Raw genomic sequence first — 21,451 nt, 5'->3', positions numbered from 1 at the left:
TTTAAATTTAAGTTATTTTATCAGCTTTTGACTAATTTTTAGATATAATAGCCCATTTAAATTATCAAAAAGTATGACAATGGTAGAGAAAATTAAACAATTTATATTTAAAAATTTATTTGTAGTATCTAAGCAACCGGTGCTTTTTCGTGATCTTTTAGAGGCAAATTGCTTATATAATGAAGGAATGCTAATCGATCCATCTAAGCTGAATTTTCGCTATCGTAATCGTAGATTTTACGCTATTTATGCCTTGCTTTGCCTTATTGTTTTAACGCTTTTTGTCTGGATACTTCACATATTATTTAGCAAATTTGAAGCAGATTTGCATGTTTCGGTTATTATTACTGTGATTTTAACTGCGTGCGTGTTTATCGGATTTGACTATTTTAGGGTTTGGACTAGAAGATTAATTAGCCTTGAGCTGATCCGTGCTGCGTGGAAGGTGCATTTCCCATATTTTCCATATGAGAAATACTCCCAAAAAATTGAGATAATTTATAATGAGGCTATAAAGCATGAGATTTCACGCAAAGATTTAGAAAAATATGTCTTAGATAGATTAGTTCATACCATATCATCTGATAAGTAGGTCGCTATAGGCTATTATCCTATCTTGTCTTTTTGCTATCTCTAGCAGTAAAAATCTTATTTTTTTATCTTGACTTAGAATTCTGCTTTCCATATTATCATAAAAATAGTATGGAAGTTTATCTACTCTTTTTTCTATCATCTCAAATCTAGTTGATATGATATTTATATCTGAGATCAAGGCGTCTTTGGCTCCGTTTGGCTTTGAAGGGTGGTTAAGCCATTGAGTATAGACTTTTAGATTGCTAAGAAGTGAGCTTATATCATATAAATTTCTATAAATTTCTAGATATCTCTTTAGCTCTTTACTTCTATCGCTTTGCGTGATTGTGTTGTGATACCAAGTTAAGCTATTTAATATCTCATTTTGTTCTATTGTAAATCTACCTTCAATTACGCTATTGCTAAGCTTTTTAAATTTAGGCAACAGCTCGATATATGTATTGCTAAGTTTAATCTCATTAGTATGGCGAAATAGCATAAATGCCACGCCAAATGAGACTATAAATCCTATTAAAATATCAATAATTCTTATATACACCATCTCCATAGAGTTGCCTAAAATAAGCGAGTATGCCATGGCAAACGCCCCCATAAATGCCCCCATTGCATATATAGGTGGAAAATTTTTAAGATAAAAGGCTAGGAAAATTGATATTATGCAAAGTATGGCAAATATGCTATTATTGCTTATTAAATTTACTAAAATAGAAGTTAGAGCAATTCCTATTATAGCACCTTTGATATTGGCAATACCTGTGATTTTAGTCATATATGAGCTATCCTTACTCATACTAATCACGCCAATAGCTATCCAAACCCCATTATGAACATCTATAAAACTAGCAATAATTATAGCTATACTAACGCCGATGGCTAAACGCAAGGAGTATTGGATAGTTGGATTGTGTAAGGTTGTATCTTTTATTATCTCTTTTATGCTTTTTTGCTTTTTATATTCTAGCGTGATTTTATCCTCTCCACCATCTTTTATTAGATGAAATTTAGAGTATAAAACCTCTAAAGAAGCAGTAAAAATAGTATGATCGCTCTGCCTTGCTATATTTAATGCGTCATCTTTTATGGTGCTATTTTTATCTATAAATATATTTTTTAACTCAATTAAATTTCTTATAATCTCACTATTTATTAAATTTAGTAAATCTGGATTTTTAATCGTTTTAAAATATCTTTGCATTGAAATAAGTAGATTATATATATCCTCTAATTTATATAGATAAAATATCGCCCTAGAGTGGTGTATGATGAGTCGCTCATCTTTTATCGTTGAGCTTTTATTGGCAAATAGATTTTTAATATCATTAATATGCTCATTACACTGTTTGGATAAATTTAAAAACTCCTTATCGTTATTTATATTTTGACTGATTTGAACTAGCTCATCAAGTATCATCATACAAGATCGTTTAGTAAATTTACCATATGTTCCAAAGCGAGTAAGCCTAAAGGTCGCAGCTATAATGCTACTTGCTACAAAGCCACCTAAAGAGTCTTGTAGATTCCAACCTGGTTGATTAGAAGCAATAATGCTAAGAAGCCCAGTGGCATTAACGATGGATAGAATTTTATTTAAATTTTGATTAAAAAGATTGCTAAATCCTACAAATATCATCCAAATTAGCGTAAAAAAGCAAAATATAATATGAAATTTAAAAAGAGCATTAACAAACAAAACCGAGCAAATCCCAAGGATAATATATATTACAAAGTAGCTAATCTTTATCTTTATATTGCCTTCAAGCGATGAGAGAAAAAATATACTCATAGATGAGCTTGCTGCATATACCATACCAAAAAAACCGCCAATATAATATCCTATAAATCCGCATATTAGTATAGATATGGTGGCTTTGATAGAGTAGCTTAGAGCAAACCAAGCTGGGTCATAGTATTTAAAAAATTTGGCAATTTTATCCATTAATCGCTCATATTATCAATTATTTGATTTTTATATCTTATATATTCTAAATCTCTTTTTAGTAGTTTATTTTCTTCTTTTAGCACATTTAATTTGCTTTTTAGCTCTGCTATACTCTTGCTTGTATAGTAAATTTCATTGCTAAAATATACCTTTGGCAAGGCTAAGGCTAGAATGATGAGTAGAGCTGCATAAGCGATGATTATAGTTTTAAAATTCAGATTATTCTCTTTTTTTGTTCTTTGGATATTTTTTTGTAGTAAATTCTCTTTATCTCTCATCTTTGCCTCTTAATTTTAAAGATTCTCATTTTAGAACAGCTAGATCGTGGATTATCGCTAATCTCTTTATCAGTTGGAGTTATAGGCTTTTTGGTTATTATTTTGCCAATTGCGTGATTATTGCCACATTCACAACGCATAGCTTGTATAGGGCAGATACAGCTTGATTGCCACTTTTTAAATGTATCTTTAATAATCCTATCTTCAAGAGAATGAAAGCTAATAATTGCTAGTTTGGTCTCATCTATTTTGGAGTTTTGAATGGAATTTAATAGCTCTTTTAACACATCTAACTCTTTATTTACCTCAATTCTTATAGCTTGAAAGACCAAAGTAGCTACGCTTATAGATCGGTTTTTTAAATTTGAGCTTCCAACTATTTGGCTTAGCTCTTTGCATGAGATTATCTCTTTATTCTCCCTAGCTTTTATAATTTTTTGAGCTATTATTTTGGCATTTGGCAGCTCACCATACTCACAAAACACTCTTTGTAGCTCATCTTGAGTATAGTTATTTACTATAGTTTTAGCATTAATTGGATTAGAGCTATCCATTCTCATATCCAAAACATCGCTTTTAAGCCCAAAACCACGCTCATTAAGGTCCAGTTGAAGTGAGCTAACACCAATATCAGCTAAAATTCCTTTAATATTCTCTTGTGGAATTTTTTTAATAATTTGGCTAAAGTTGCTTTTGTAAATCTCAATCCTATCTTTATAATCTTTAAATTTATCTTGACAATATTTGATCGCCATATCATCTTGATCGCAAGCGATTATTTTGATATTTGGTATAGAATCTAATAGTGCTTTTGAATGCCCACCATATCCCAAAGTACAATCCAATATCACACCATCGCCAATATTTTTAAAAGTATCAACAACCTCGCTAAGCAAAACAGGAGTATGAATAGAGTTCAAAATAAGCCCTTAATTGAAATTTTTAATAAAAATTTTATCATAAATTTGATGAATAGAGTCTTATATTTTGGTATAATGTGGGTAATTTTATGGGATAGTTCAGGAATAATTATGAATGTAGAGTATTCAATAAATGAGATTAAGAAGATCTCATCTTCTATGTTTAAAAAGAATTTTTTAGGCATTTTTCATGGTTCTATATCAGCTAGAATAGAGCATAATCAATTTGTAATAAATAGAAAAGATGCGATTTTTGATGGTCTTAGCGATGAAGAGCTAACCATTTTATACTCTAAGAAAGATTATAGATGGAATGATGCTAGTATCGATGCGGATATCCACTTAAATATTTATAAAAATATAGCTGAAGCTAAGTATATCTGCTATGCAATACCGCCATTTCTAACCGCTTATAGCATTAATCACTCATTTTTTGAGCCTAAAGATTATTTTGGTTATATGAAATTTGGAAATATATTTATATATGACCCAAAACGCTTTGATGATTGGTATGAGCGTGCACCATCTGAAATTTGCCGCCACATGATAGAAAAGCATACAAATGTAGTTGTTATTAAGGGTTATGGGCTATATATATACGAACGAACGGCTCATGACTTAGCTAAATCCATAGCTTTGCTTGAAAATAGCTGTAAATTGCTAAATTTATCAAATGGATTTATAAATTGATTTTAGATAAAGATAAAATTTGATTTTAAGGTCTATTTTAAGGTAATTTAAAAGCAATTATTGATAAAATAACACCGTTTAATTGTCTGGTGTATAAAAAGGGTAGTTTGATGATAACTTGGATGCAAAAGCATAAAAAATATTTAGTTGTTACTATTTGGGTTAGTACAATAGCCTTTGTGGGTGCTGGATTTGTAGGTTGGGGTGCTTATGATATGAATACCAATCGTGCAAAATCCGTAGCAAAAGTTGGCAATAGAAATATATCAATTAGCCAATTTCAACAAAAATATAGCACAATGTATGAATTTTATCTAAATGCTTCAAATGGTAAATTTACTCAAGAACAAGCCGAGCAAATGGGGCTTGATAAGGTGGTGTTAAAAAGATTAATCCAAGATAATGTAATGTTAAATTACGCCGATGAGCTAGGACTAGATGTATCTCAAGAGGAGATAATCCTTGCTTTAATGGTAGATCCAAGCTTTATGAGCGATGGTAAATTTGATAAAGCTAAATATGAAAGCGTGTTAAAACAAGCTAGAATTTCACCAAAGGATTATGAGCAAAATTTAGCTAGCAATCTACTGCTTGATAAGCTATTTAATGCCTTAAAAATAGACACAAACTCAAAAGATCTTGATATGTTAGCGGCTAGTTATTTTATGAAAGATAGGGTATCTACGCAGATTATAAATTTAAATAGATCAGATATTAAAGTAGATGAAAGTGAGCTAAAATCAATCTGGGAAAGTAATAAAGATAAATATCTTACTCAAACAAAATATAATCTAAAAGGCAAATTTATACAAAAAATTATAAGCGATGAGAATTTGACCGCTTTGCAAGAGTATTATGATGAAAATAAAGCCCAATATAGAGATGGATTTGATAAAATTTTGAGCTTTGAAGTGGCTAAAGAGCGTGTAAAAGATGACTATGATATGAGACAAACAAGGAAATTAGCTCTAAGCCAATACCTAAAGGCAAAAAAGGGTGAATTGGAGTTTGAGTTTGATCTAATTGCTTTAGAAGATGATTATGAATTTGACGCACAAGAGTTGAAAAATCTACAAATTGGCGACTATATAAAGCCAGTTAAATATAGAATGAACTATCAAGATGGATATTTAATATCAAAATTAGAGTCTAAAGATATTCCAAAGCCTATGAGTTATGAAGAGGCTAGAGAGTTTATAATAGGTGAGTATATAGATAATAAACTTAAAAATAATTTAGAAAATATGGCTAAAGGTGCTTTAGAAAATTTCAATGGTAGAGATATTGGCTTTATAGCTAGAGATAGCAAGGTGGAGATTGCTGAGTTAAATGAGAGCGAAGTGTCTGAATTTATAAATTTAATCTTTGATAGCAAGAGTAAAGATGGGTATGTGATTTTAGGCAATAAAGCTGTAGTTTATAAAATCACAGATCAAAAATTAGCTAGTGCTAGTGATGTATCTAATTACGAAAATCTACTTAGAAATAGTGCGATTAGTATCAAAAATGAGCAATTAATAGAGGATTTACTATCATCGCTTCAACATAGATATAAGATAGAACAATATTATAAAGGTCAATAGTCGTGGGAATTAAAATATTAGGTATTGATATTGGCTCTACTCAAATTTGTGCTGTGATGGTAGAGCACGACCCAAGGTCAAATAATTCAGTAAAAATTATTGGTATGGGGACGATCAAATCTCAAGGATTAAAAAAGGGCTCAATTACAAATATTGAGTTAGCATCAAATTCTATAAAATCAGTAGTAAGCGATGTAGTAAGGGTAGCTGGAACTAAATTTGATAAGGTTATTGTATCTATTTCTGGTAAAGATGCTAAAAATATAGATTGTAAAGATGTGATAAATATCCCTGAAAAAGAGGTAACAATCAAGCAAATTGAGCGTGCTATTAGCTCAGCTGAATATAAGGTTAAAATTCCTCACGATTATGAGATTTTACATACTTTGCCTTATAACTTTAAAGTTGATGAGCAAGATAATATTGAAGATCCACTAGGTATGAATGGCACTAGATTAGAAGTGCAAGCTCACATTATAGCTGTGCAAAAATCAGCCATTACAAATTTAAGAAAAGCTATAGAAAAGGCTGGTTTAAAGGCTGATAATATCGTATTATCTGGATATGCTTCGGCTATCTCTACTCTAAACGAAGATGAAAAGTCATTAGGAACTGTCTTAATAGATCTTGGCGGTTCAAGTTGTGATATGGTTATTCACTCTGGAAATTCAATTAGATTTAACGATTTCTTACCAGTTGGTAGCTTAAATATAACCACAGATATTTCTACCGTGTTACATACCCCTCCAGCTGTAGCTGAAGAGGTTAAGATAAAATATGGAACTTTAAAAGCTAAAAGTAATGAGCTTATAGTCTTGCCAGATTTAGGCGATGAAAACTCAAGTCGTGAAGTGGATATAAGCGTTATAATAAATGTTATATATATGCGTGTTGAAGAGGCTTTAATGATCCTAGCTACTATGTTAAGCAAGAGTGGATATAAAGACTACGCTTCAGCTGGGATAGTCTTAACTGGTGGTATGGCAAAGCTTGAAGGGCTTAAGGAGTTAGCTACTGCTATTTTTGATAATATGCCTGTTAGAATTGCTAAACCAAGGGAATTTGAAAGCTCAATTGATGTTTTCAAAGACCCATCAAATTCATGTGCAATTGGTCTTTGCTTGTATGGTGCTGGGTATTTTACGCCATATGAGATAGATTCAGAAAGAAAGCTTAGATATAAAGATGAGATAGTCTTAAAGCCAAATCCTTTTGTATCTATTAAAGAGTTTGATGACAATATGGAGAAGTCTGGCTTAAGCGCAAATTCTAATTCATATGATGAGCTTAAATCTGAGCCTAAAACCAAAGTGGAGCTAGATTTGAAGATCGATGATATTAGCGATAAAGGTGATTTAAAGTCAAATAGTGATTTAGATAGGGTAAATCCTATTTCTAAATTTGTTAATTATTTAAAAAATTTATTTTAGTCAAGGGGGCTTGTAATGAGTGGTTTTACTGTAGAAGAGAAGACAAATATTTATGGTGCTAAGATAAAAGTTGTTGGCGTAGGCGGCGGCGGTGGTAATATGATTAATCATATCATCAGAGAGGGTATAAATAATGAAGATGGTATGAAAACTGTAGATTTGATAGTTGCCAATACAGACGCACAAGCACTTGATAGCTCAACTGCTCCAAATAAAATTCAACTAGGCGAGAAAAAGACTAGGGGGCTTGGTGCTGGTATGCAACCAAGCGTTGGTAAAGAGGCAGCTATTGAGAGTTATGAAGAGATTAAAACTACTTTAGAGTATTCTGATATTGTGTTTATAGCCTCTGGATTTGGCGGCGGTACTGGTACTGGTGCGGCTCCAGTAGTGGCTCAAGCTGCTAAAGAGATTGGAGCATTAACCATAGCCGTAGTAACCACTCCATTTAAATTTGAAGGTAGTAAGAGAATGCGTCTTGCTATTGAGGGTATCAATGAGTTAAAAAAAGAGTGTGATAGCGTCGTAGTTGTTCCAAATGAAAAATTAAGCAATATTGTAGATAGAAAAGCTGGTATAAAAGATAGCTTTAAGCTTGTTGATAGCATTTTAGCGCGTGCGGTAAATGGTATGAGCTCTATAGTTCTTAGCCATGGCGATAGCGATATTAACCTTGACTTTGCTGATGTTAAGACTGCTATGAGTCATAGGGGGCTATCACTTATGGGTGTTGGAGAAGCTCAAGGTGATGGTGCGGCTCAAGAGGCCTTAAAATCAGCTATGCAATCTCCACTTTTAGATGATATGGATATTAAGGGAGCGATGGGTGCTATAGTTCATTTTACTATACATCCAGATTGTCCGATGAGTGATATGACTGAAGCTATGGAGATTATAGAGTCAGCTGCTGATCCTGATGCGGATATATTTTGGGGTACTAAATGCGATTTGAGTATGCCAATTGACAAGGTTTTAGTAACACTAGTTGCTACTGGTTTTTCTGATAATAATGTATCTAAACTTCAACCAAGCAAGGAGGTTACTCCAGCAAAATCTGAAGAGCCAAAAGAGAGTATATTTAGTCGTCGTAGGGTATCAGGCTTGGATATAAACATTAATAGCGATGATTTAGATATTCCAACTATTAATCGCCATCAATTAGATTAATTAGTAGTTTTATAGGTGGTTAAGCTAAATTTAACCACCAAAATTCTGATAAATACTTCATTTATTTAACTAAACTAAATATAATAATAAACAAAATTAATTTTTAAGGTGCTTAAATGGAAATTACACTTAATTTTTACTCCACTCTTTGTGCGATGGTTTTTGTGCTATTACTAGGTACTTTTATCATCAAAAAGATTAAATTTTTAAGAGATTACAATATTCCTGAGCCAGTTGTAGGTGGAATTATTGTAGCTGTGGCTATATTTATTGCAAATAGATATGCTGGATTGAGCTTTAATTTTGATGGTTCGCTTAAGGATCCATTAATGCTTGCATTTTATGCTAGTATTGGTTTGAGTGCTGATTTTGCCTCATTAAGAAAAGGCGGAAAAGTCCTTTTTGGTTTTTTATTTATTGTTACTGGCTTATTGATTTTACAAAATTTAGCCGGTGTTGGCGTGGCTTTGGCAATGGGAGAAAATCCTATTATTGGCTTACTTACAGGCTCAATAACTATGAGTGGCGGTCATGGCACTGGTGCAGCGTGGGCAGCTGAGTTTATCAAAGAGCCTTATAGTTATGCTCCAGCTATGGAAGTAGCGATGGCAGCAGCTACATTTGGTTTGATAGCTGGCGGAATTATCGGTGGTCCTGTAGCTAGATATTTAGTTGTTAAAAATAATCTAATAGGCCACACTTCAAAAGAGAAGATAGACCCAACTCTATTTGAAAAGCCTGAAAAAAGTAGATTAATAACATCTAGTTCGTTTATTGAGTCTTTGGCGTTGATTGCTATATGTTTATTGGTTGGAACTGAGCTTAAAAAGATTGTTACTTTCGTAACTATGCCTACATTTGTATGGTGTCTATTAACAGGTGCGATTCTTAGAAATATTCTATCAGCTACTAAAATTCACACAGTATTTGATCGCGAGATGTCTGTAATTGGCAATGTTAGCCTATCTCTATTTTTAGCATTTGCTTTAATGACTATTAATATCTCTCAGCTTATCTCTCTTGCACTTCCTATGCTAACAATCCTTGTGGTACAAATTGTGCTTATGGTTTTATATGTGATATTTGTTACATATAGATTTTGCGGGAAGAATTATGACGCAGCCGTGCTATCAGCTGGCCATTGCGGATTTGGTCTTGGTGCGACACCTACAGCACTTGTAAATATGCAAACAGTAACAAAGCATTATGGTCCAAGCCATATGGCATTTATCGTTATTCCATTAGTTGGAGCATTTTTCATAGATATTATAAATGCTTTTGTAATCTCAGCGATGGTGGGTTTGCCTATTTTTAATTAACCCCATATAAGGCGGCAAATTCAGGGCGATACTCAAAATGCATTGTATCAAAATGCTCCCATCTGCCGCCCCAGATAAATCCATTTTTCTCAAAAATCTCAACTATTTTATATGGAATTTTGTTTTGGTAGCCATCTTTGTGCCATAGCCAGTAGTGGCTATTTGCTACATTTATGTCTATAGCAATCCCCCAGCTATGAGCCGATAGCCTGTTGGTTTGAGCTATATTTCTATATTTAAATGTCCCACCAATATCTTTAAGATATATAATCAAATTTGGCTCATTTTGCACCAAAATATCAAGCTCATCGCTGACTTTTTGTAAAGCCTTAGCAGCTCCATTGATGGAGTTGAATTTAATTTTTTGATTTAGGCTGTTTTTTAGCCAAGTTACTTCAACTAAGTTTTTCTCTACAGCCTCTTTATTCTGACCATAAATTTCGTTAAAAAATCGCTCATTTCTTATCCTTCCAGCATCTATTAGCTTAGAGTTTAAAGGGGCTAAAAGGGGATATTTTAAAGCAAACATATCTTTGATACTTGGGTTATTTAAAATATCACCCTCATCATATGGCATAGATGAGTTATTGGCAAAGATTATATTATTATTTTGAAATTTAATATCATAGCTATTTTGTAGGGCTAATTTTGGATTTGGGGCTAGGATATTCATCGATTCTACAAGGCTGAGTAAAAGAGCTTTTATATCATCTCTATCTTTGCCAATCTCAATATCAGTTATAGCTGTGCGACCTATGATGGCTCTAGCGTTATTTTTGGTTTTTAGTCCCCAAGAAGCGTGAGTAACGCTGATTTTACCATCTACAACGCCAGTATATAGCATAATATGCCCACGCATATATAAAAGCGTAGCATAAGGCACTGCAAATTCAACTATCTTAGATTTTTTCTCTTCATCAGATAAGCCTTTTAAATCTATGATTTGTGCGATTTGGGATTGTGGTTTGGAGTTGCGTGGTAGCCAAATTCCAAAACTAGCAAAGTAGTCTTTTGTAAATGCAGAGCAATCACGAAGTCCATCTATCCCGCCCCAGCCATAGTTCATTCCTAGCATCTCATTTAATATCAGTTTAGCATTTTTGGAGTTTAGCTCCAATTTATCAGTGGCTATATCTTGGCTTATTTTATATCCTTGTGGTGTGATGAAATTGCCATTTTCAACTCTTTTATATGGCACCAAACCGCCAATTCTTGAGTAGAATTTAAACTCTCCAACCTTATCTTTTATCGCAACTCCATCTTTTATAAATATAGCGAATTTGGATTTTCTAAACTCATCAGCCTCTTTTTTGTTTAAAATTTTTATATCGCTACTTAAGACAAAGCCAGTAAATGAGTCGCTTTGGATAAAGGCCCACGCCCCATCAAGGCTAAAGTGCGATACAAGCACCGGATGGAAAGCTTCTAAATTTGAATCTTGTAAATAATCAAATGGATATCCCTCACCTGGTCTGCTATCTAAAAATAGCCTATCTTTAGTCGCAAAGCTTCTAACGGCGGTATCTCTAAGGATAATTGCTGGTTTTAAAATCGTTTTATAAGCGGCGAAATTTGCGTTTTGTCTATTCTTATCAAACCAAGCTTGATCGCGTAAAATGTGGCTCTCGCCATAATATTTTTGCTTCTCAAAAGTGTAGGTATTAAACGCCCACATAGCGCTATTTATATCAATATCAAAGCCATTATCCCAAACGCTAAAATATTTATCTATTAACTCGTTATTGTTTGGGCTAACGCTTAGAGTGGTATCTGGTAAGATACTTGCATTTTGAGTAAAATTTAGATCAAGTGCCAAATTTAGCTCATTTAGCGTATAGCTCTGTTTAGCACATCCTAAAAATATGAAAAATAGTAAAAATAGTAGTAAATTTCTCATTTTTATCCTTAATTTTTTAGGTATAATTATAGCAAAAATAGGATAATTGTTTTGTTAAATTACATTATAGAGCTTCTTGAAAATAGTAATATCTTTCTTACTGGCGGTGGTGGGGTTGGCAAGAGCTACACGACTAAAGAGATTATGCGAATTTATAGATCTAATGGCAAAAATATCATAGCCCTTGGTAGCACTGGAATTAGCGCAGTAGGGATTGGTGGAGTAAGCATTCATAGCTTTTTTAAATTTGGGCTTTGTGGGAATTATTCTGAATTAATGGCTCTTGATAATAAGCAAAAAGGACGGCTAAAAGAGCTATTTGATATTATCAAAAATATTGATCTTTTGATAATTGATGAGATTTCGATGGTAAGTGCTGATCTGATGGAGATGATATATTATAGGCTTATTCAAGGTAGCTTTAATGGTCGTGTGATGGTGGTGGGGGACTTTTATCAACTGCCACCAGTTAAAAAGCAAGATAGTAGTAGCTTGATGAGTTTTTGCTATGCTTTTGAATCTACTGCTTGGTATAATTTTAAATTTAAAAATGTTGAATTAGTGGTATCTAAAAGAACTTCTGATATGCGATTTTACTCTATGCTCTCACGAATTAGGCTTGGCATTGTAGATGATGAAATTTATCAAAGCTTAAAATCTAAAATAACAGATATAATCCCAAGCGATAGTATAGTTTTATTTGGTAATAACGCTCAAGCTGATATGCTAAATATCAAAAAGCTATCTCAAATTCCAAATCCGCTCATATCTATAAAGGCTAGTAGCAAGATATATGATGAGAATTTACATATTAGTGCTTATGATAAGTGGGTAGATAGCTTAAATGTCTTAAGTGATTTGCAGATTAAAAAAGATGCTAGGGTTATGTTTTTGACTAATAAATGGGGTGAGTATTATAATGGCGAACAAGGCATAATCAAAGATGTAAATATAGCTGATAATGGCAATATAATTAGCATAAATGTGCTAAAAGATAGCGGTGAAATCGCTGAAGTGGAGCCATTTACATACTCTTTATTTGAGTATGAAAAAGATGGAGATAGCATAAATGAGAGATTAAGAGCTGAATTTACTCAATTTCCATTAAAACTAGCTTACGCCATTACCATACATAAATCTCAAGGAATGAGTATCGAGCGTTTGGTTTGTAATTTAAATAATATTTTTGCTAATGGTCAGCTATATGTAGCACTCTCAAGGGCGATTAGCTGGAGTGATTTGAGTATAGTTTATACTAAAAGTATGGATTTTTACTCATATTTAAAAAGCGTTGTAAATGTGGATAAGAGCGTGAGTGAATTTTATTCAAAAGAGAAATTTATAAGGGAAGATATATGAAAAAGGCTATTTTATTAGTGATGATTTTGTGTAGTTTTGGTTTTGGTGATATTGTTAGTGTGGAGGGGTTTGAGAGTGATTTATACTCCAAATATGATGCGAATAATCTTAAGAAAATATCTATGGATTTAGAGATTATAACTAGAGATGATGATGTGCCCACAGCTCCTATTTACGATGCTTTAAATATCATTGTGGGGAGCTTTTATGCTGAGGATATTATGACTTCAAAAGGCAAAGAGGGCTTTAAAACCACTTTAATAAAATATATAGATAAAAAGCACTCAATTGCCATTGAAGAGATATATATAATCAAGCTTAAATTTGTAGAAGAGACAAATATCCAAAAGATACTTGATGCTATAAAATCTATCAATAAAAATACCCCAAATAGCAGTGAGCCAGCCTCTGTTTTACCAAATTTACCAAAGATTGAAAATCTAATCCAAGATAATAATTTTGATAAGAATTTTTAATTGCTAATTATATCGTAATTAGCTGGTATTTTAGGAGTTAATAGCCCTTTATCAATTGGCTTATTTTTGATTATTTGAGTAAATTCAATGGTGATTTGATTGCCTAGTTTATCTTCATAGCTAATTAGCTTTGGGGAGTTATTTTGCATTGTGATATTGTAGATTATATCATCATATTGGGCTTGAAATTTATCATCTGTGAGCTTTTTTGCGTTTTTTAGAATTTGGGTTATATCTGGTGAGTTTTTTAGGCTTGTGATTATGGCTTGTTCTAGTTCTGGCTCAATTATAGTAACTCTATTTTCTCTAAAATATATTAGCTTTGTAGTTGGGGTTTGGTATTGCCAAAATGCCCCTAACTTGCTATCTATAACCACCAAGCCACTATAATTTATTGTTTGATTTTGGCTTTTTATGGTTTGGGTAAATTTAGCATCAATGCTATCAAATTCAAGCTCGTTATAGCCAAATAGATTTAAAGATAATATAAAAATTACTATGATTTTTCTCATATTTTGCCTTAAATTTAGTGATTTATAATGGCAAATTGTAGCAAAACTTAGCAAATAAAAGCCTAAATTTAAGCGATTTTAGGTAAAATGGCAGATTATTTTAACTACAGGATATAAAATGCTTTCACTCATTGCTAGAAAAATATTTGGAACCAAAAATGATAAAGAGGTAAAAAAATATTACAAAAGAGTAGCCAAAATCAATGCTTTAGAGCCAAAATATCAAGCCTTAAGCGATGATGAGCTAAAGCAGGAGTTTCTCTCTTTACAAAATTCATTAATAGATGGAAAAGTAACTAAAGATAGTATATTAAATGATGTATTTGCCATCGTAAGAGAGGTCTCAAAAAGAGTGCTAAATATGAGGCATTTTGATGTGCAATTAATAGGCGGTATGGTTTTAAATGATGGTCGCATAGCAGAGATGAAAACTGGAGAGGGAAAAACCTTAGTAGCTACCTTACCAGTGGTGCTAAATGCTATGGATAAAAGAGGCGTCCATGTCGTTACTGTAAATGACTATTTAGCTAAAAGAGACGCTACGCAGATGAGTGCTATATATAATTTTTTAGGTCTTAGCGTGGGCATTATAGTAGGTGGTGAGTATGATGATGTAAAGCGTAAGGCCGCTTATGATGCTGATATAACTTATGGGACGAATAATGAATTTGGCTTTGATTACTTGCGTGATAATATGAAATTTGAATTATCTATGAAGGTTCAAAGGGAGCATAATTTTGTAATAGTAGATGAGGTAGATAGTATTTTAATCGATGAGGCTAGGACTCCTCTTATAATTTCAGGGCCTACTAATCGCACTCTTGATGGCTATATCAAGGCTGATGAGGTGGCTAGAGCTATGGTAAAAGGTGAGCCAGCAGCCACGCCTCAAGATAAGCCTACAGAGGATTTTATAGTAGATGAAAAGAGCAGAACCATAATGATAACTGAAGCTGGTATTGCTAAGGCTGAAAAGCTATTTGGGGTTGAAAATTTATATAATCTAGACAATGCTATATTAAGCCATCATCTAGACCAAGCATTAAAAGCTCACAATTTATTTGAAAAAGATGTCCATTATGTGGTGCGTGATTCTGGGGTTGTGATCGTTGATGAATTCACAGGCAGACTTAGTGAGGGTAGGAGATTTAGCGAAGGATTGCACCAAGCCTTAGAGGCTAAAGAGGGTGTAAAAATTCAAGAAGAGAGCCAAACCTTAGCTGATATAACATTCCAAAACTATTTTAGAATGTATAGCAAAATAGCTGGTATGACAGGAACAGCACAGACTGAAGCGTCTGAATTTTCTCAAATTTATAATTTAGATGTTATATCCATTCCTACAAATTTGCCTATTAAAAGATTGGATAAAGATGATCTTATATATAAGAGTGAAAATGAGAAATTTAAAGCCGTTATCGAAGAGATTAAAAGGGCAAATTCCATCGGTCAGCCCGTGCTTGTAGGAACTGCAAGCATAGAAAAGAGTGAAGTGTTTCATAAAATGCTTGTAAAAGAGAGAATCGCCCACTCTGTGCTAAATGCTAAAAACCATGAAAAAGAGGCACAAATCATCGCTCAAGCTGGTGTTAAAGGTGCTGTAACAATCGCAACTAATATGGCTGGTCGTGGTGTGGATATTAGGATTGATGATGAGGTCAGATCGCTTGGAGGGCTATATATAATAGGCACAGAAAGGCACGAAAGTCGCCGTATAGATAACCAGCTAAGAGGTCGTGCTGGGCGTCAGGGGGATCCTGGTATTAGTAGATTTTATCTAAGCTTAGAAGATAATCTTCTTAGGATATTTGGTAGCGATAAGATAAAGGCTATTATGGAAAGATTAGGGATTGAAGAGGGAGAAAGTATAGAGAGTAGGCTAGTTACTCGTGCTGTAGAGAATGCTCAAAAAAAGGTAGAGAGCCTACATTTTGAGAGTAGAAAACATGTATTAGAGTATGATGATGTAGCAAACGAACAAAGAAAGACCATATATAAATATAGAGATGAGTTACTAGATCCAAATAGCGATCTAAAAGATAAGATTATCTCTAATCGCCAAGATTTAGTCGCTATGTTTTTAGATGATGCTGATATTGTCGATGGTGGGCTTAGCGAGGATTTTGATATGGATAAACTATGCTTGATAATCAAAGAAAATAGCCTAATAGATATAAATTCTAGCCAGCTAAAGGGGCTTGATTATAATGAAATCAAATCTTTTATAGTTGATGAGCTTACTAAAGATTATGAGAATAAGATGTCAAATATAGATAGTGAGCAAAGAAGGAGTATAGAAAAACTCTTATATCTACAAATTTTAGACGCAGCTTGGAGAGAGCATTTATACCAAATGGATATTTTAAAAACGGGAATTGGGCTTAGAGGATATAATCAAAAAGACCCCCTAACTGAGTATAAAAAAGAGAGCTATAATCTCTTTATGGAGCTTGTAAATAGGCTAAAAACTGAGAGTGTAAGAGCTTTGCAAGTGGTTAAATTTAAAACAGAATTAACAAATATAGATGAGCCAAAAGATATGTCAAAAAGAGATAAAAAGCCATCTCGCAACTCGCCTTGTCCTTGCGGTAGTGGGGCAAAATATAAAGAGTGTTGTGGTAAAAGCGGACCAAAAAAAGGAGTTTTTGCTTAGTGGTTAGGTATTTGCTATTTAAATATTTACGCTTTGATAAGTCTCAGCCCTTCATCGCACTATCGGCTATTTTAGCCTTTTTGGGTGTTAGCGTTGGCTTGATGGTGCTTATCATTGCTATGGCTATAATGAATGGATTTGATAAAGAATTTGAGCGTAAGCTATTTACTATGAACTATCCAATTACGATTATTAGCTATATTAAAGGCTCTATTGATGAAAGCGATGTAACTGGGCTTAAAGAGCAGTTTAAAGAGCTTAAATTTAGCCCATATATCTCCACACAAGCTATTGTAAAATATGGCAACAAACTAGAGGGCGGAGTGCTATTTGGCGTAAATTTTAGCGATGAAAAGCAGATAAATTCTGTAATAAATGAAGCCTTAAAAGATACCATTCCAAAGGGTTTTGAGGTGGTTTTAGGCAAGGGGATTGCTGATGATTTCTCTCTTGCTTTAAATGATAAGGTTACTATACTTTTTACTCAGCTTAGTCCAAGTGGCTTAGTATCTATGCCTACTATGAAAAGATTTGATTATGTAGCAAATTTTAGCTCAGGGCTTAATGCTTATGATAAGGCGTATTCATACACAAATGTGGAGTTTTTGGCTAAAATTTTAGGCTATGAGGATAAAAAATATGATGGAATTCACATCTATTCAGACAATCCAAAAGATGATATTATAAAGCTAAATCAACTCTTAAAACCAGGTCAAAAAGCTATTGGTTGGTGGGAGCAAAATGGCAATTTTTTCAGTGCTTTAGAGCTAGAAAAAAGAGCACTTTTTATAGTTTTAATGCTTATTATTTTGGTTGCTAGCTTAAATATTATTAGCTCACTTCTTATGACTGTTATGAATCGTCGCCAAGAGATAGCCTTGCTTTTGGCACTTGGAGCAAGTAAGATGGAGATTAAAAAGAGCTTTTTTGCTCAAGGGGTTGTAATTGGTGGAAGTGGGATAGTTTTTGGGCTGATTTTGGGGCTTTTTGGAGTTTGGTTATTAGGAAGTTTTGATATAATTAATTTACCAGCTGATGTCTATGGTAGCTCAAAACTCCCTATGGAGCTATCAATTTATGATCTAGCCATGATATTAGTTGGTGCTTTGATTATTGTCTTGCTCTCATCATACTATCCAGCCAAAAAGGCTAGCAATATCGATATTCTTACTACTTTAAGAAATGAGTAAGATTAGGCAAACAGGCTTAATAAGGGGAATTTATGGATATAACTCTATTTTTACAGCAGATGGTTAATGGCTTTAGCTTGGGTTCTATGTATGCTTTGATAGCCATTGGTTATACTATGGTTTATGGGGTGCTAAGGCTTATTAATTTTGCTCACGGCGATATAATGATGGTTGGGGCTTATGTGGCGTTATTTTCTATGACAAGTATGTCGCTTCCATTTGGTTTTGCTTTGATTTTTGCAGTTATTTTATCTGCGATTTTAGGTATTTGCACTGATAAGATAGCTTATAAGCCTCTTAGAGCCGCACCTAGAATTTCACTATTAATCACAGCTATTGGGATTAGCTTTTTATTAGAAAATATATTTCAAGTTGTATTTGGCGGGATACCTAGATCATTTAGCGTTCCATCTTTTTTTGAAAATATTGTAGAGATTGGCCCCATTACCTTGCCTGTTAGTGCGATATTTGTCCCTGTGATTACTATATTTTTGCTTTGTATAGTTTTATATATACTTTATAAAACCAAATATGGCATTGCTATTAGAGCTTTGGCTTTTGATATTAGCACTGTGAATTTGATGGGAATTGATGCGAATTTAATCATATCAATTGTATTTGCTCTTGGGTCATCTCTAGCGGCTATTGGCGGAGTATTTTGGGCTATTAATTATCCTAGTATTGATCCATTGATGGGCGTTTTGATAGGGCTTAAGGCTTTTGGGGCAGCTGTGCTTGGAGGCATTGGGAGTGTCGGCGGAGCTGTGCTTGGTGGATTTATTATAGGATTTAGCGAGGTTGTGGCTGTGGCTTTATTTCCAGATCTTGCAGGATTTAAAGATGCATTTGCGTTTATATTTTTAATCCTAGTTTTATTATTTAAGCCAACTGGAATTCTTGGGATTAATTTTGAAAAGAGTAGGTTTTAGATGGTGGGTAAATTTAAATTTTGGATAGCTACTATTTTGGCTATTGGGTTTTTATTTTTTTGTGATAGATATTTTAGCGAGTATAGTTTAGGAATTATCAATAATATCGCTATTTTCATAACTCTTGCTATTAGCTACAACCTTATAAATGGCGTAACTGGTCAGTTTAGCCTTGAGCCAAATGGATTTGTGGCTGTGGGGGCATATGTAGCGGCTATTTTATTATTAAATGCCGATTCTAAAGTATATCAATTCGATGCTGCTGAGCCATCTGGTATTATACTAGCTCTATATACTAGCAATTTTATTTTAGCTATGTTTGTAAGCGGTATTTGTGCTACCTTGCTTGCTTTGATTCTTGCTATGCCTGTATTTAGGGTTAGGGGTGATTATTTAGCTATTGTTACTTTGGGATTTGGCTTTATAATCCAGCTATTAGCTGTGAATTTCCCAGCATTTACTAATGGCTCAATTGGGCTAAATGAGGTAATGAAAGTAGGTGAAAATGGAGATTTGAGCCGCTTTACTAATATATTTTATAGTGGAGGACTGGCTATTATAGCTACTATTGTGATATTAAATTTAGTCTATTCTAAATTTGGTAGAGCCATGAAAGCTGTAAGAGATGATGAAGATGCGGCCATTGCTATGGGGATCAACGCCTTTGCTACTAAGACTACCGCATTTTGCGTTAGTGCGTTTTTTGAGGGTATGGGTGGGGCCTTGCTTGTAGGGCTATTAGGTAGCGTGAGTCCAGATCAATTTACATTTATGTTTACTTTTTTATTGCTTATTATTATTGTGCTTGGCGGACTTGGTAGCACTACTGGAGCGATTATTGGGACGATACTTGTCATCGGCGGTAGCGAGTGGCTTAGATTCTTAGATGAACCGATGAATATATTTGGGTATCAAACAGATGCTTATCCAGGGCTTAGAATGGTGGTATTTTCTTTGGTGCTTATATTTGTTATGCTATTTGCTAGAAAGGGCATTATGGGTCAGATGGAGCTAGGTGATCTATTTAGGCGTAAAGGTAGCGACAAATGATATTACAATTAAATAAAATTTCTAAAAATTTTGGTGGGGTTGAGGCTATTAAAGAGACAAGCTTTAGCATTAAAAGTGGCGAAATTTTCGGTCTTATCGGTCCAAATGGTGCTGGAAAAACTACTATGTTTAATATAATTACTGGTGCCTATGAGCCAAGCAAGGGTGAGATTAAATTTAATAATAAAATCCTAAATGGGATTAAACCAAATAAAATTGTAAATTTAGGTATCGCTAGAACATTTCAAAATATACGCCTTTTTGGCTCTTTGAGTGTGGTTGAAAATGTCCTAATCGGACTGAATTCATCTACTAAATATAGCTTTTTAGAGGCTTGCTTGCATATTGGTAGATTTGCAAGATCTGAAAAATTAGCCAAGGATAGAGCTATGGAAATTTTAGAGCGTTTGGGGATTATTAGATACGCTAATGAATTTGCAAAAAATCTAAGCTATGGAACTCAGCGTAAAGTCGAGATAGCAAGAGCGCTAGCTACTAATCCAAAGCTACTATTATTAGATGAGCCAGCAGCTGGAATGAATCCTAGCGAGAGTGATGAGCTAGCAGATTTGATATTTGATCTTAGGGCTAAAGATGGATTATCGATTTTATTAATCGAGCATGATATGAAATTTGTAAATCGCTTGTGCGATAGGGTTTTGGTGCTTGATTATGGAAGGGTGATTTTTACTGGCTCTCCATCTGAAGCAGTAAATCACAAAGATGTTATAAGTGCGTATTTGGGAGATTTTATACAATGATAGATGTTAGAAATTTACATGTTTATTATGGTATGATCGAGGCTGTAAAGGGGATTAGCTTTTCAGTTCAAACAGGTCAGATAGTAAGCTTAATTGGCTCAAATGGTGCGGGTAAAACTAGCACACTAAATGCACTTATAAACTCAGTTAAAAGAAGCGGAGAGATAAATTTCTTAGGCTATGATACTAGCAGACATAAGACTCACACTATAGTAAGGCAAGGAATAGCCCTAGTCCCAGAAGGTAGAAGAGTCTTTATAAATCTAAGCGTAGAAGAAAATCTTAAAATGGGGGCTTTTAATAATGATGAAAATTATGAGCATTTAAGAGATGCTATGTATGAGCTATTTCCTAGATTAAAGCATAAAAGAGATCAATTAGCTGGAACTCTAAGCGGTGGAGAGGCTCAAATGCTTGCTATTTCTAGAGCTTTAATGAGTGAGCCAAAGCTCTTAATGCTAGATGAGCCAAGCCTTGGACTAGCTCCTAAGATTGTTGGGGAAGTTTTTGATATTATAGAGAGATTAAAAGAAGAGGGCATTACTATACTTTTGGTAGAGCAAAATGCTTTTTTAGCCCTAAAAACCAGCGATTATACCTATGTGTTAGAAAATGGTCATATAGTAATGGAGGGAGTATCAAAAGATATGACTAATAATGATGAAATTCGCAAGAAGTATCTTGGTGCTTGATAAATCTTAGAA

At 33.7% G+C, this 21,451-nt stretch carries 19 protein-coding genes; 14 read left to right on the top strand and 5 right to left on the bottom strand.

The window, feature by feature from the left end; all coding sequences use genetic code 11:
- Positions 1 to 79 precede the first annotated feature (79 nt).
- On the top strand, positions 80 to 592 hold the full coding sequence (locus CSUIS19072_RS06115) for a hypothetical protein (protein ID WP_086236921.1): 513 nt from the start codon (positions 80 to 82) through the stop codon (positions 590 to 592).
- On the opposite strand, the gene CSUIS19072_RS06110 is transcribed toward CSUIS19072_RS06115, so the two are convergent.
- From CSUIS19072_RS06110 to rsmH, 3 genes are read right to left on the bottom strand one after another with little or no spacing between them, the layout of a single operon-like run.
- Entirely contained in the window at positions 578 to 2,530 is a 1,953-nt protein-coding gene (locus CSUIS19072_RS06110) for an FUSC family protein (protein WP_086236920.1), read from the bottom strand. The two genes, CSUIS19072_RS06115 and CSUIS19072_RS06110, sit on opposite strands and share 15 nt — an antisense overlap.
- Positions 2,530 to 2,811, bottom strand: coding sequence for a hypothetical protein (locus tag CSUIS19072_RS06105; protein ID WP_086236919.1), 282 nt, complete (start codon positions 2,809 to 2,811; stop codon positions 2,530 to 2,532). The genes CSUIS19072_RS06110 and CSUIS19072_RS06105 overlap by 1 nt, the downstream gene beginning before the upstream one ends.
- Positions 2,808 to 3,731 (bottom strand): 16S rRNA (cytosine(1402)-N(4))-methyltransferase RsmH, encoded by a 924-nt coding sequence (rsmH, locus tag CSUIS19072_RS06100; protein WP_086236918.1) that lies wholly within the window; start codon positions 3,729 to 3,731, stop codon positions 2,808 to 2,810. Before rsmH ends, CSUIS19072_RS06105 begins: the two co-directional genes overlap by 4 nt.
- Before the next feature lie 111 nt (positions 3,732 to 3,842).
- Between rsmH and CSUIS19072_RS06095 the strand changes: the two genes are divergently transcribed.
- The 5 genes from CSUIS19072_RS06095 (at position 3,843) to gltS (ending at position 9,920) form a co-directional block, all read left to right on the top strand.
- Positions 3,843 to 4,421, top strand: a complete 579-nt coding sequence (locus tag CSUIS19072_RS06095; protein WP_086236954.1) for a class II aldolase and adducin N-terminal domain-containing protein — start codon at positions 3,843 to 3,845, stop codon at positions 4,419 to 4,421.
- 110 nt (positions 4,422 to 4,531) lie between these two features.
- Positions 4,532 to 6,004, top strand: coding sequence for a peptidylprolyl isomerase (locus CSUIS19072_RS06090; RefSeq protein WP_086236917.1), 1,473 nt, complete (start codon positions 4,532 to 4,534; stop codon positions 6,002 to 6,004).
- Between the two features lie 2 nt (positions 6,005 to 6,006).
- The gene (ftsA, locus tag CSUIS19072_RS06085) at positions 6,007 to 7,434 is read left to right on the top strand and encodes a cell division protein FtsA (RefSeq protein WP_086293610.1); all 1,428 of its coding nucleotides are present in this window, start codon (positions 6,007 to 6,009) and stop codon (positions 7,432 to 7,434) included.
- Positions 7,435 to 7,449: 15 nt separating this feature from the next.
- The gene (ftsZ, locus tag CSUIS19072_RS06080; protein WP_086236915.1) at positions 7,450 to 8,601 is read left to right on the top strand and encodes a cell division protein FtsZ; all 1,152 of its coding nucleotides are present in this window, start codon (positions 7,450 to 7,452) and stop codon (positions 8,599 to 8,601) included.
- Positions 8,602 to 8,717: 116 nt separating this feature from the next.
- A complete protein-coding gene (gltS, locus tag CSUIS19072_RS06075) occupies positions 8,718 to 9,920 on the top strand; it encodes a sodium/glutamate symporter (protein ID WP_086293609.1) in 1,203 nt (400 codons plus the stop codon).
- On the opposite strand, the gene CSUIS19072_RS06070 is transcribed toward gltS, so the two are convergent.
- Positions 9,913 to 11,817 (bottom strand): bifunctional C40 family peptidase/M15 family metallopeptidase, encoded by a 1,905-nt coding sequence (locus tag CSUIS19072_RS06070; protein ID WP_086293608.1) that lies wholly within the window; start codon positions 11,815 to 11,817, stop codon positions 9,913 to 9,915. The two genes, gltS and CSUIS19072_RS06070, sit on opposite strands and share 8 nt — an antisense overlap.
- Positions 11,818 to 11,868: 51 nt before the next feature.
- On the opposite strand from CSUIS19072_RS06070, the gene CSUIS19072_RS06065 reads away from it, so the two are divergent.
- Both CSUIS19072_RS06065 and CSUIS19072_RS06060 read left to right on the top strand, forming a co-directional pair.
- Entirely contained in the window at positions 11,869 to 13,176 is a 1,308-nt protein-coding gene (locus CSUIS19072_RS06065) for an ATP-dependent DNA helicase (RefSeq protein ID WP_086293607.1), read from the top strand.
- A complete protein-coding gene (locus tag CSUIS19072_RS06060; protein ID WP_086236911.1) occupies positions 13,173 to 13,652 on the top strand; it encodes a hypothetical protein in 480 nt (159 codons plus the stop codon). Before CSUIS19072_RS06065 ends, CSUIS19072_RS06060 begins: the two co-directional genes overlap by 4 nt.
- Here CSUIS19072_RS06060 and lolA read toward each other — a convergent pair.
- A complete protein-coding gene (gene lolA / locus CSUIS19072_RS06055) occupies positions 13,649 to 14,164 on the bottom strand; it encodes a LolA-like outer membrane lipoprotein chaperone (RefSeq protein ID WP_086236910.1) in 516 nt (171 codons plus the stop codon). The two genes, CSUIS19072_RS06060 and lolA, sit on opposite strands and share 4 nt — an antisense overlap.
- Before the next feature lie 118 nt (positions 14,165 to 14,282).
- Between lolA and secA the strand changes: the two genes are divergently transcribed.
- From secA to CSUIS19072_RS06025, 6 genes are read left to right on the top strand one after another with little or no spacing between them, the layout of a single operon-like run.
- A complete protein-coding gene (gene secA, locus CSUIS19072_RS06050) occupies positions 14,283 to 16,817 on the top strand; it encodes a preprotein translocase subunit SecA (RefSeq protein ID WP_086236909.1) in 2,535 nt (844 codons plus the stop codon).
- On the top strand, positions 16,817 to 18,007 hold the full coding sequence (locus tag CSUIS19072_RS06045; protein WP_086236908.1) for an ABC transporter permease: 1,191 nt from the start codon (positions 16,817 to 16,819) through the stop codon (positions 18,005 to 18,007). The genes secA and CSUIS19072_RS06045 overlap by 1 nt, the downstream gene beginning before the upstream one ends.
- A gap of 32 nt (positions 18,008 to 18,039) precedes the next feature.
- Positions 18,040 to 18,936, top strand: coding sequence for a branched-chain amino acid ABC transporter permease (locus CSUIS19072_RS06040; RefSeq protein WP_086236907.1), 897 nt, complete (start codon positions 18,040 to 18,042; stop codon positions 18,934 to 18,936).
- Positions 18,937 to 19,986 carry a branched-chain amino acid ABC transporter permease gene (locus CSUIS19072_RS06035; RefSeq protein ID WP_086242502.1) on the top strand — a complete coding sequence of 350 codons (1,050 nt, stop codon included), beginning with the start codon at positions 18,937 to 18,939 and terminating at the stop codon, positions 19,984 to 19,986.
- Positions 19,983 to 20,747, top strand: coding sequence for an ABC transporter ATP-binding protein (locus tag CSUIS19072_RS06030; protein WP_086236905.1), 765 nt, complete (start codon positions 19,983 to 19,985; stop codon positions 20,745 to 20,747). Before CSUIS19072_RS06035 ends, CSUIS19072_RS06030 begins: the two co-directional genes overlap by 4 nt.
- The gene (locus tag CSUIS19072_RS06025) at positions 20,744 to 21,439 is read left to right on the top strand and encodes an ABC transporter ATP-binding protein (RefSeq protein WP_086236904.1); all 696 of its coding nucleotides are present in this window, start codon (positions 20,744 to 20,746) and stop codon (positions 21,437 to 21,439) included. The genes CSUIS19072_RS06030 and CSUIS19072_RS06025 overlap by 4 nt, the downstream gene beginning before the upstream one ends.
- Positions 21,440 to 21,451 lie beyond the last annotated feature (12 nt).

The sequence above is a fragment of the Campylobacter sp. RM19072 genome (genome assembly GCF_024723485.1).
Lineage (GTDB): Bacteria > Campylobacterota > Campylobacteria > Campylobacterales > Campylobacteraceae > Campylobacter > Campylobacter porcelli.
Note: the sequence above shows the minus strand (reverse complement) of the source record. Positions and strands in the feature narration are given on the sequence as shown.

Coding starts and splice junctions, on each gene's coding strand:
- CSUIS19072_RS06030 (WP_086236905.1), top strand. CDS start 19,983: ATGATATTACAATTAAATAAAATTTCTAAAAATTTTGGTGGGGTTGAG.
- CSUIS19072_RS06035 (WP_086242502.1), top strand. CDS start 18,937: ATGGTGGGTAAATTTAAATTTTGGATAGCTACTATTTTGGCTATTGGG.
- CSUIS19072_RS06060 (WP_086236911.1), top strand. CDS start 13,173: ATGAAAAAGGCTATTTTATTAGTGATGATTTTGTGTAGTTTTGGTTTT.
- CSUIS19072_RS06070 (WP_086293608.1), bottom strand. CDS start 11,817: ATGAGAAATTTACTACTATTTTTACTATTTTTCATATTTTTAGGATGT.
- ftsZ (WP_086236915.1), top strand. CDS start 7,450: ATGAGTGGTTTTACTGTAGAAGAGAAGACAAATATTTATGGTGCTAAG.
- gltS (WP_086293609.1), top strand. CDS start 8,718: ATGGAAATTACACTTAATTTTTACTCCACTCTTTGTGCGATGGTTTTT.
- CSUIS19072_RS06025 (WP_086236904.1), top strand. CDS start 20,744: ATGATAGATGTTAGAAATTTACATGTTTATTATGGTATGATCGAGGCT.
- lolA (WP_086236910.1), bottom strand. CDS start 14,164: ATGAGAAAAATCATAGTAATTTTTATATTATCTTTAAATCTATTTGGC.
- CSUIS19072_RS06105 (WP_086236919.1), bottom strand. CDS start 2,811: ATGAGAGATAAAGAGAATTTACTACAAAAAAATATCCAAAGAACAAAA.
- CSUIS19072_RS06110 (WP_086236920.1), bottom strand. CDS start 2,530: ATGGATAAAATTGCCAAATTTTTTAAATACTATGACCCAGCTTGGTTT.
- CSUIS19072_RS06095 (WP_086236954.1), top strand. CDS start 3,843: ATGAATGTAGAGTATTCAATAAATGAGATTAAGAAGATCTCATCTTCT.
- CSUIS19072_RS06090 (WP_086236917.1), top strand. CDS start 4,532: ATGATAACTTGGATGCAAAAGCATAAAAAATATTTAGTTGTTACTATT.
- CSUIS19072_RS06115 (WP_086236921.1), top strand. CDS start 80: ATGGTAGAGAAAATTAAACAATTTATATTTAAAAATTTATTTGTAGTA.
- CSUIS19072_RS06040 (WP_086236907.1), top strand. CDS start 18,040: ATGGATATAACTCTATTTTTACAGCAGATGGTTAATGGCTTTAGCTTG.
- secA (WP_086236909.1), top strand. CDS start 14,283: ATGCTTTCACTCATTGCTAGAAAAATATTTGGAACCAAAAATGATAAA.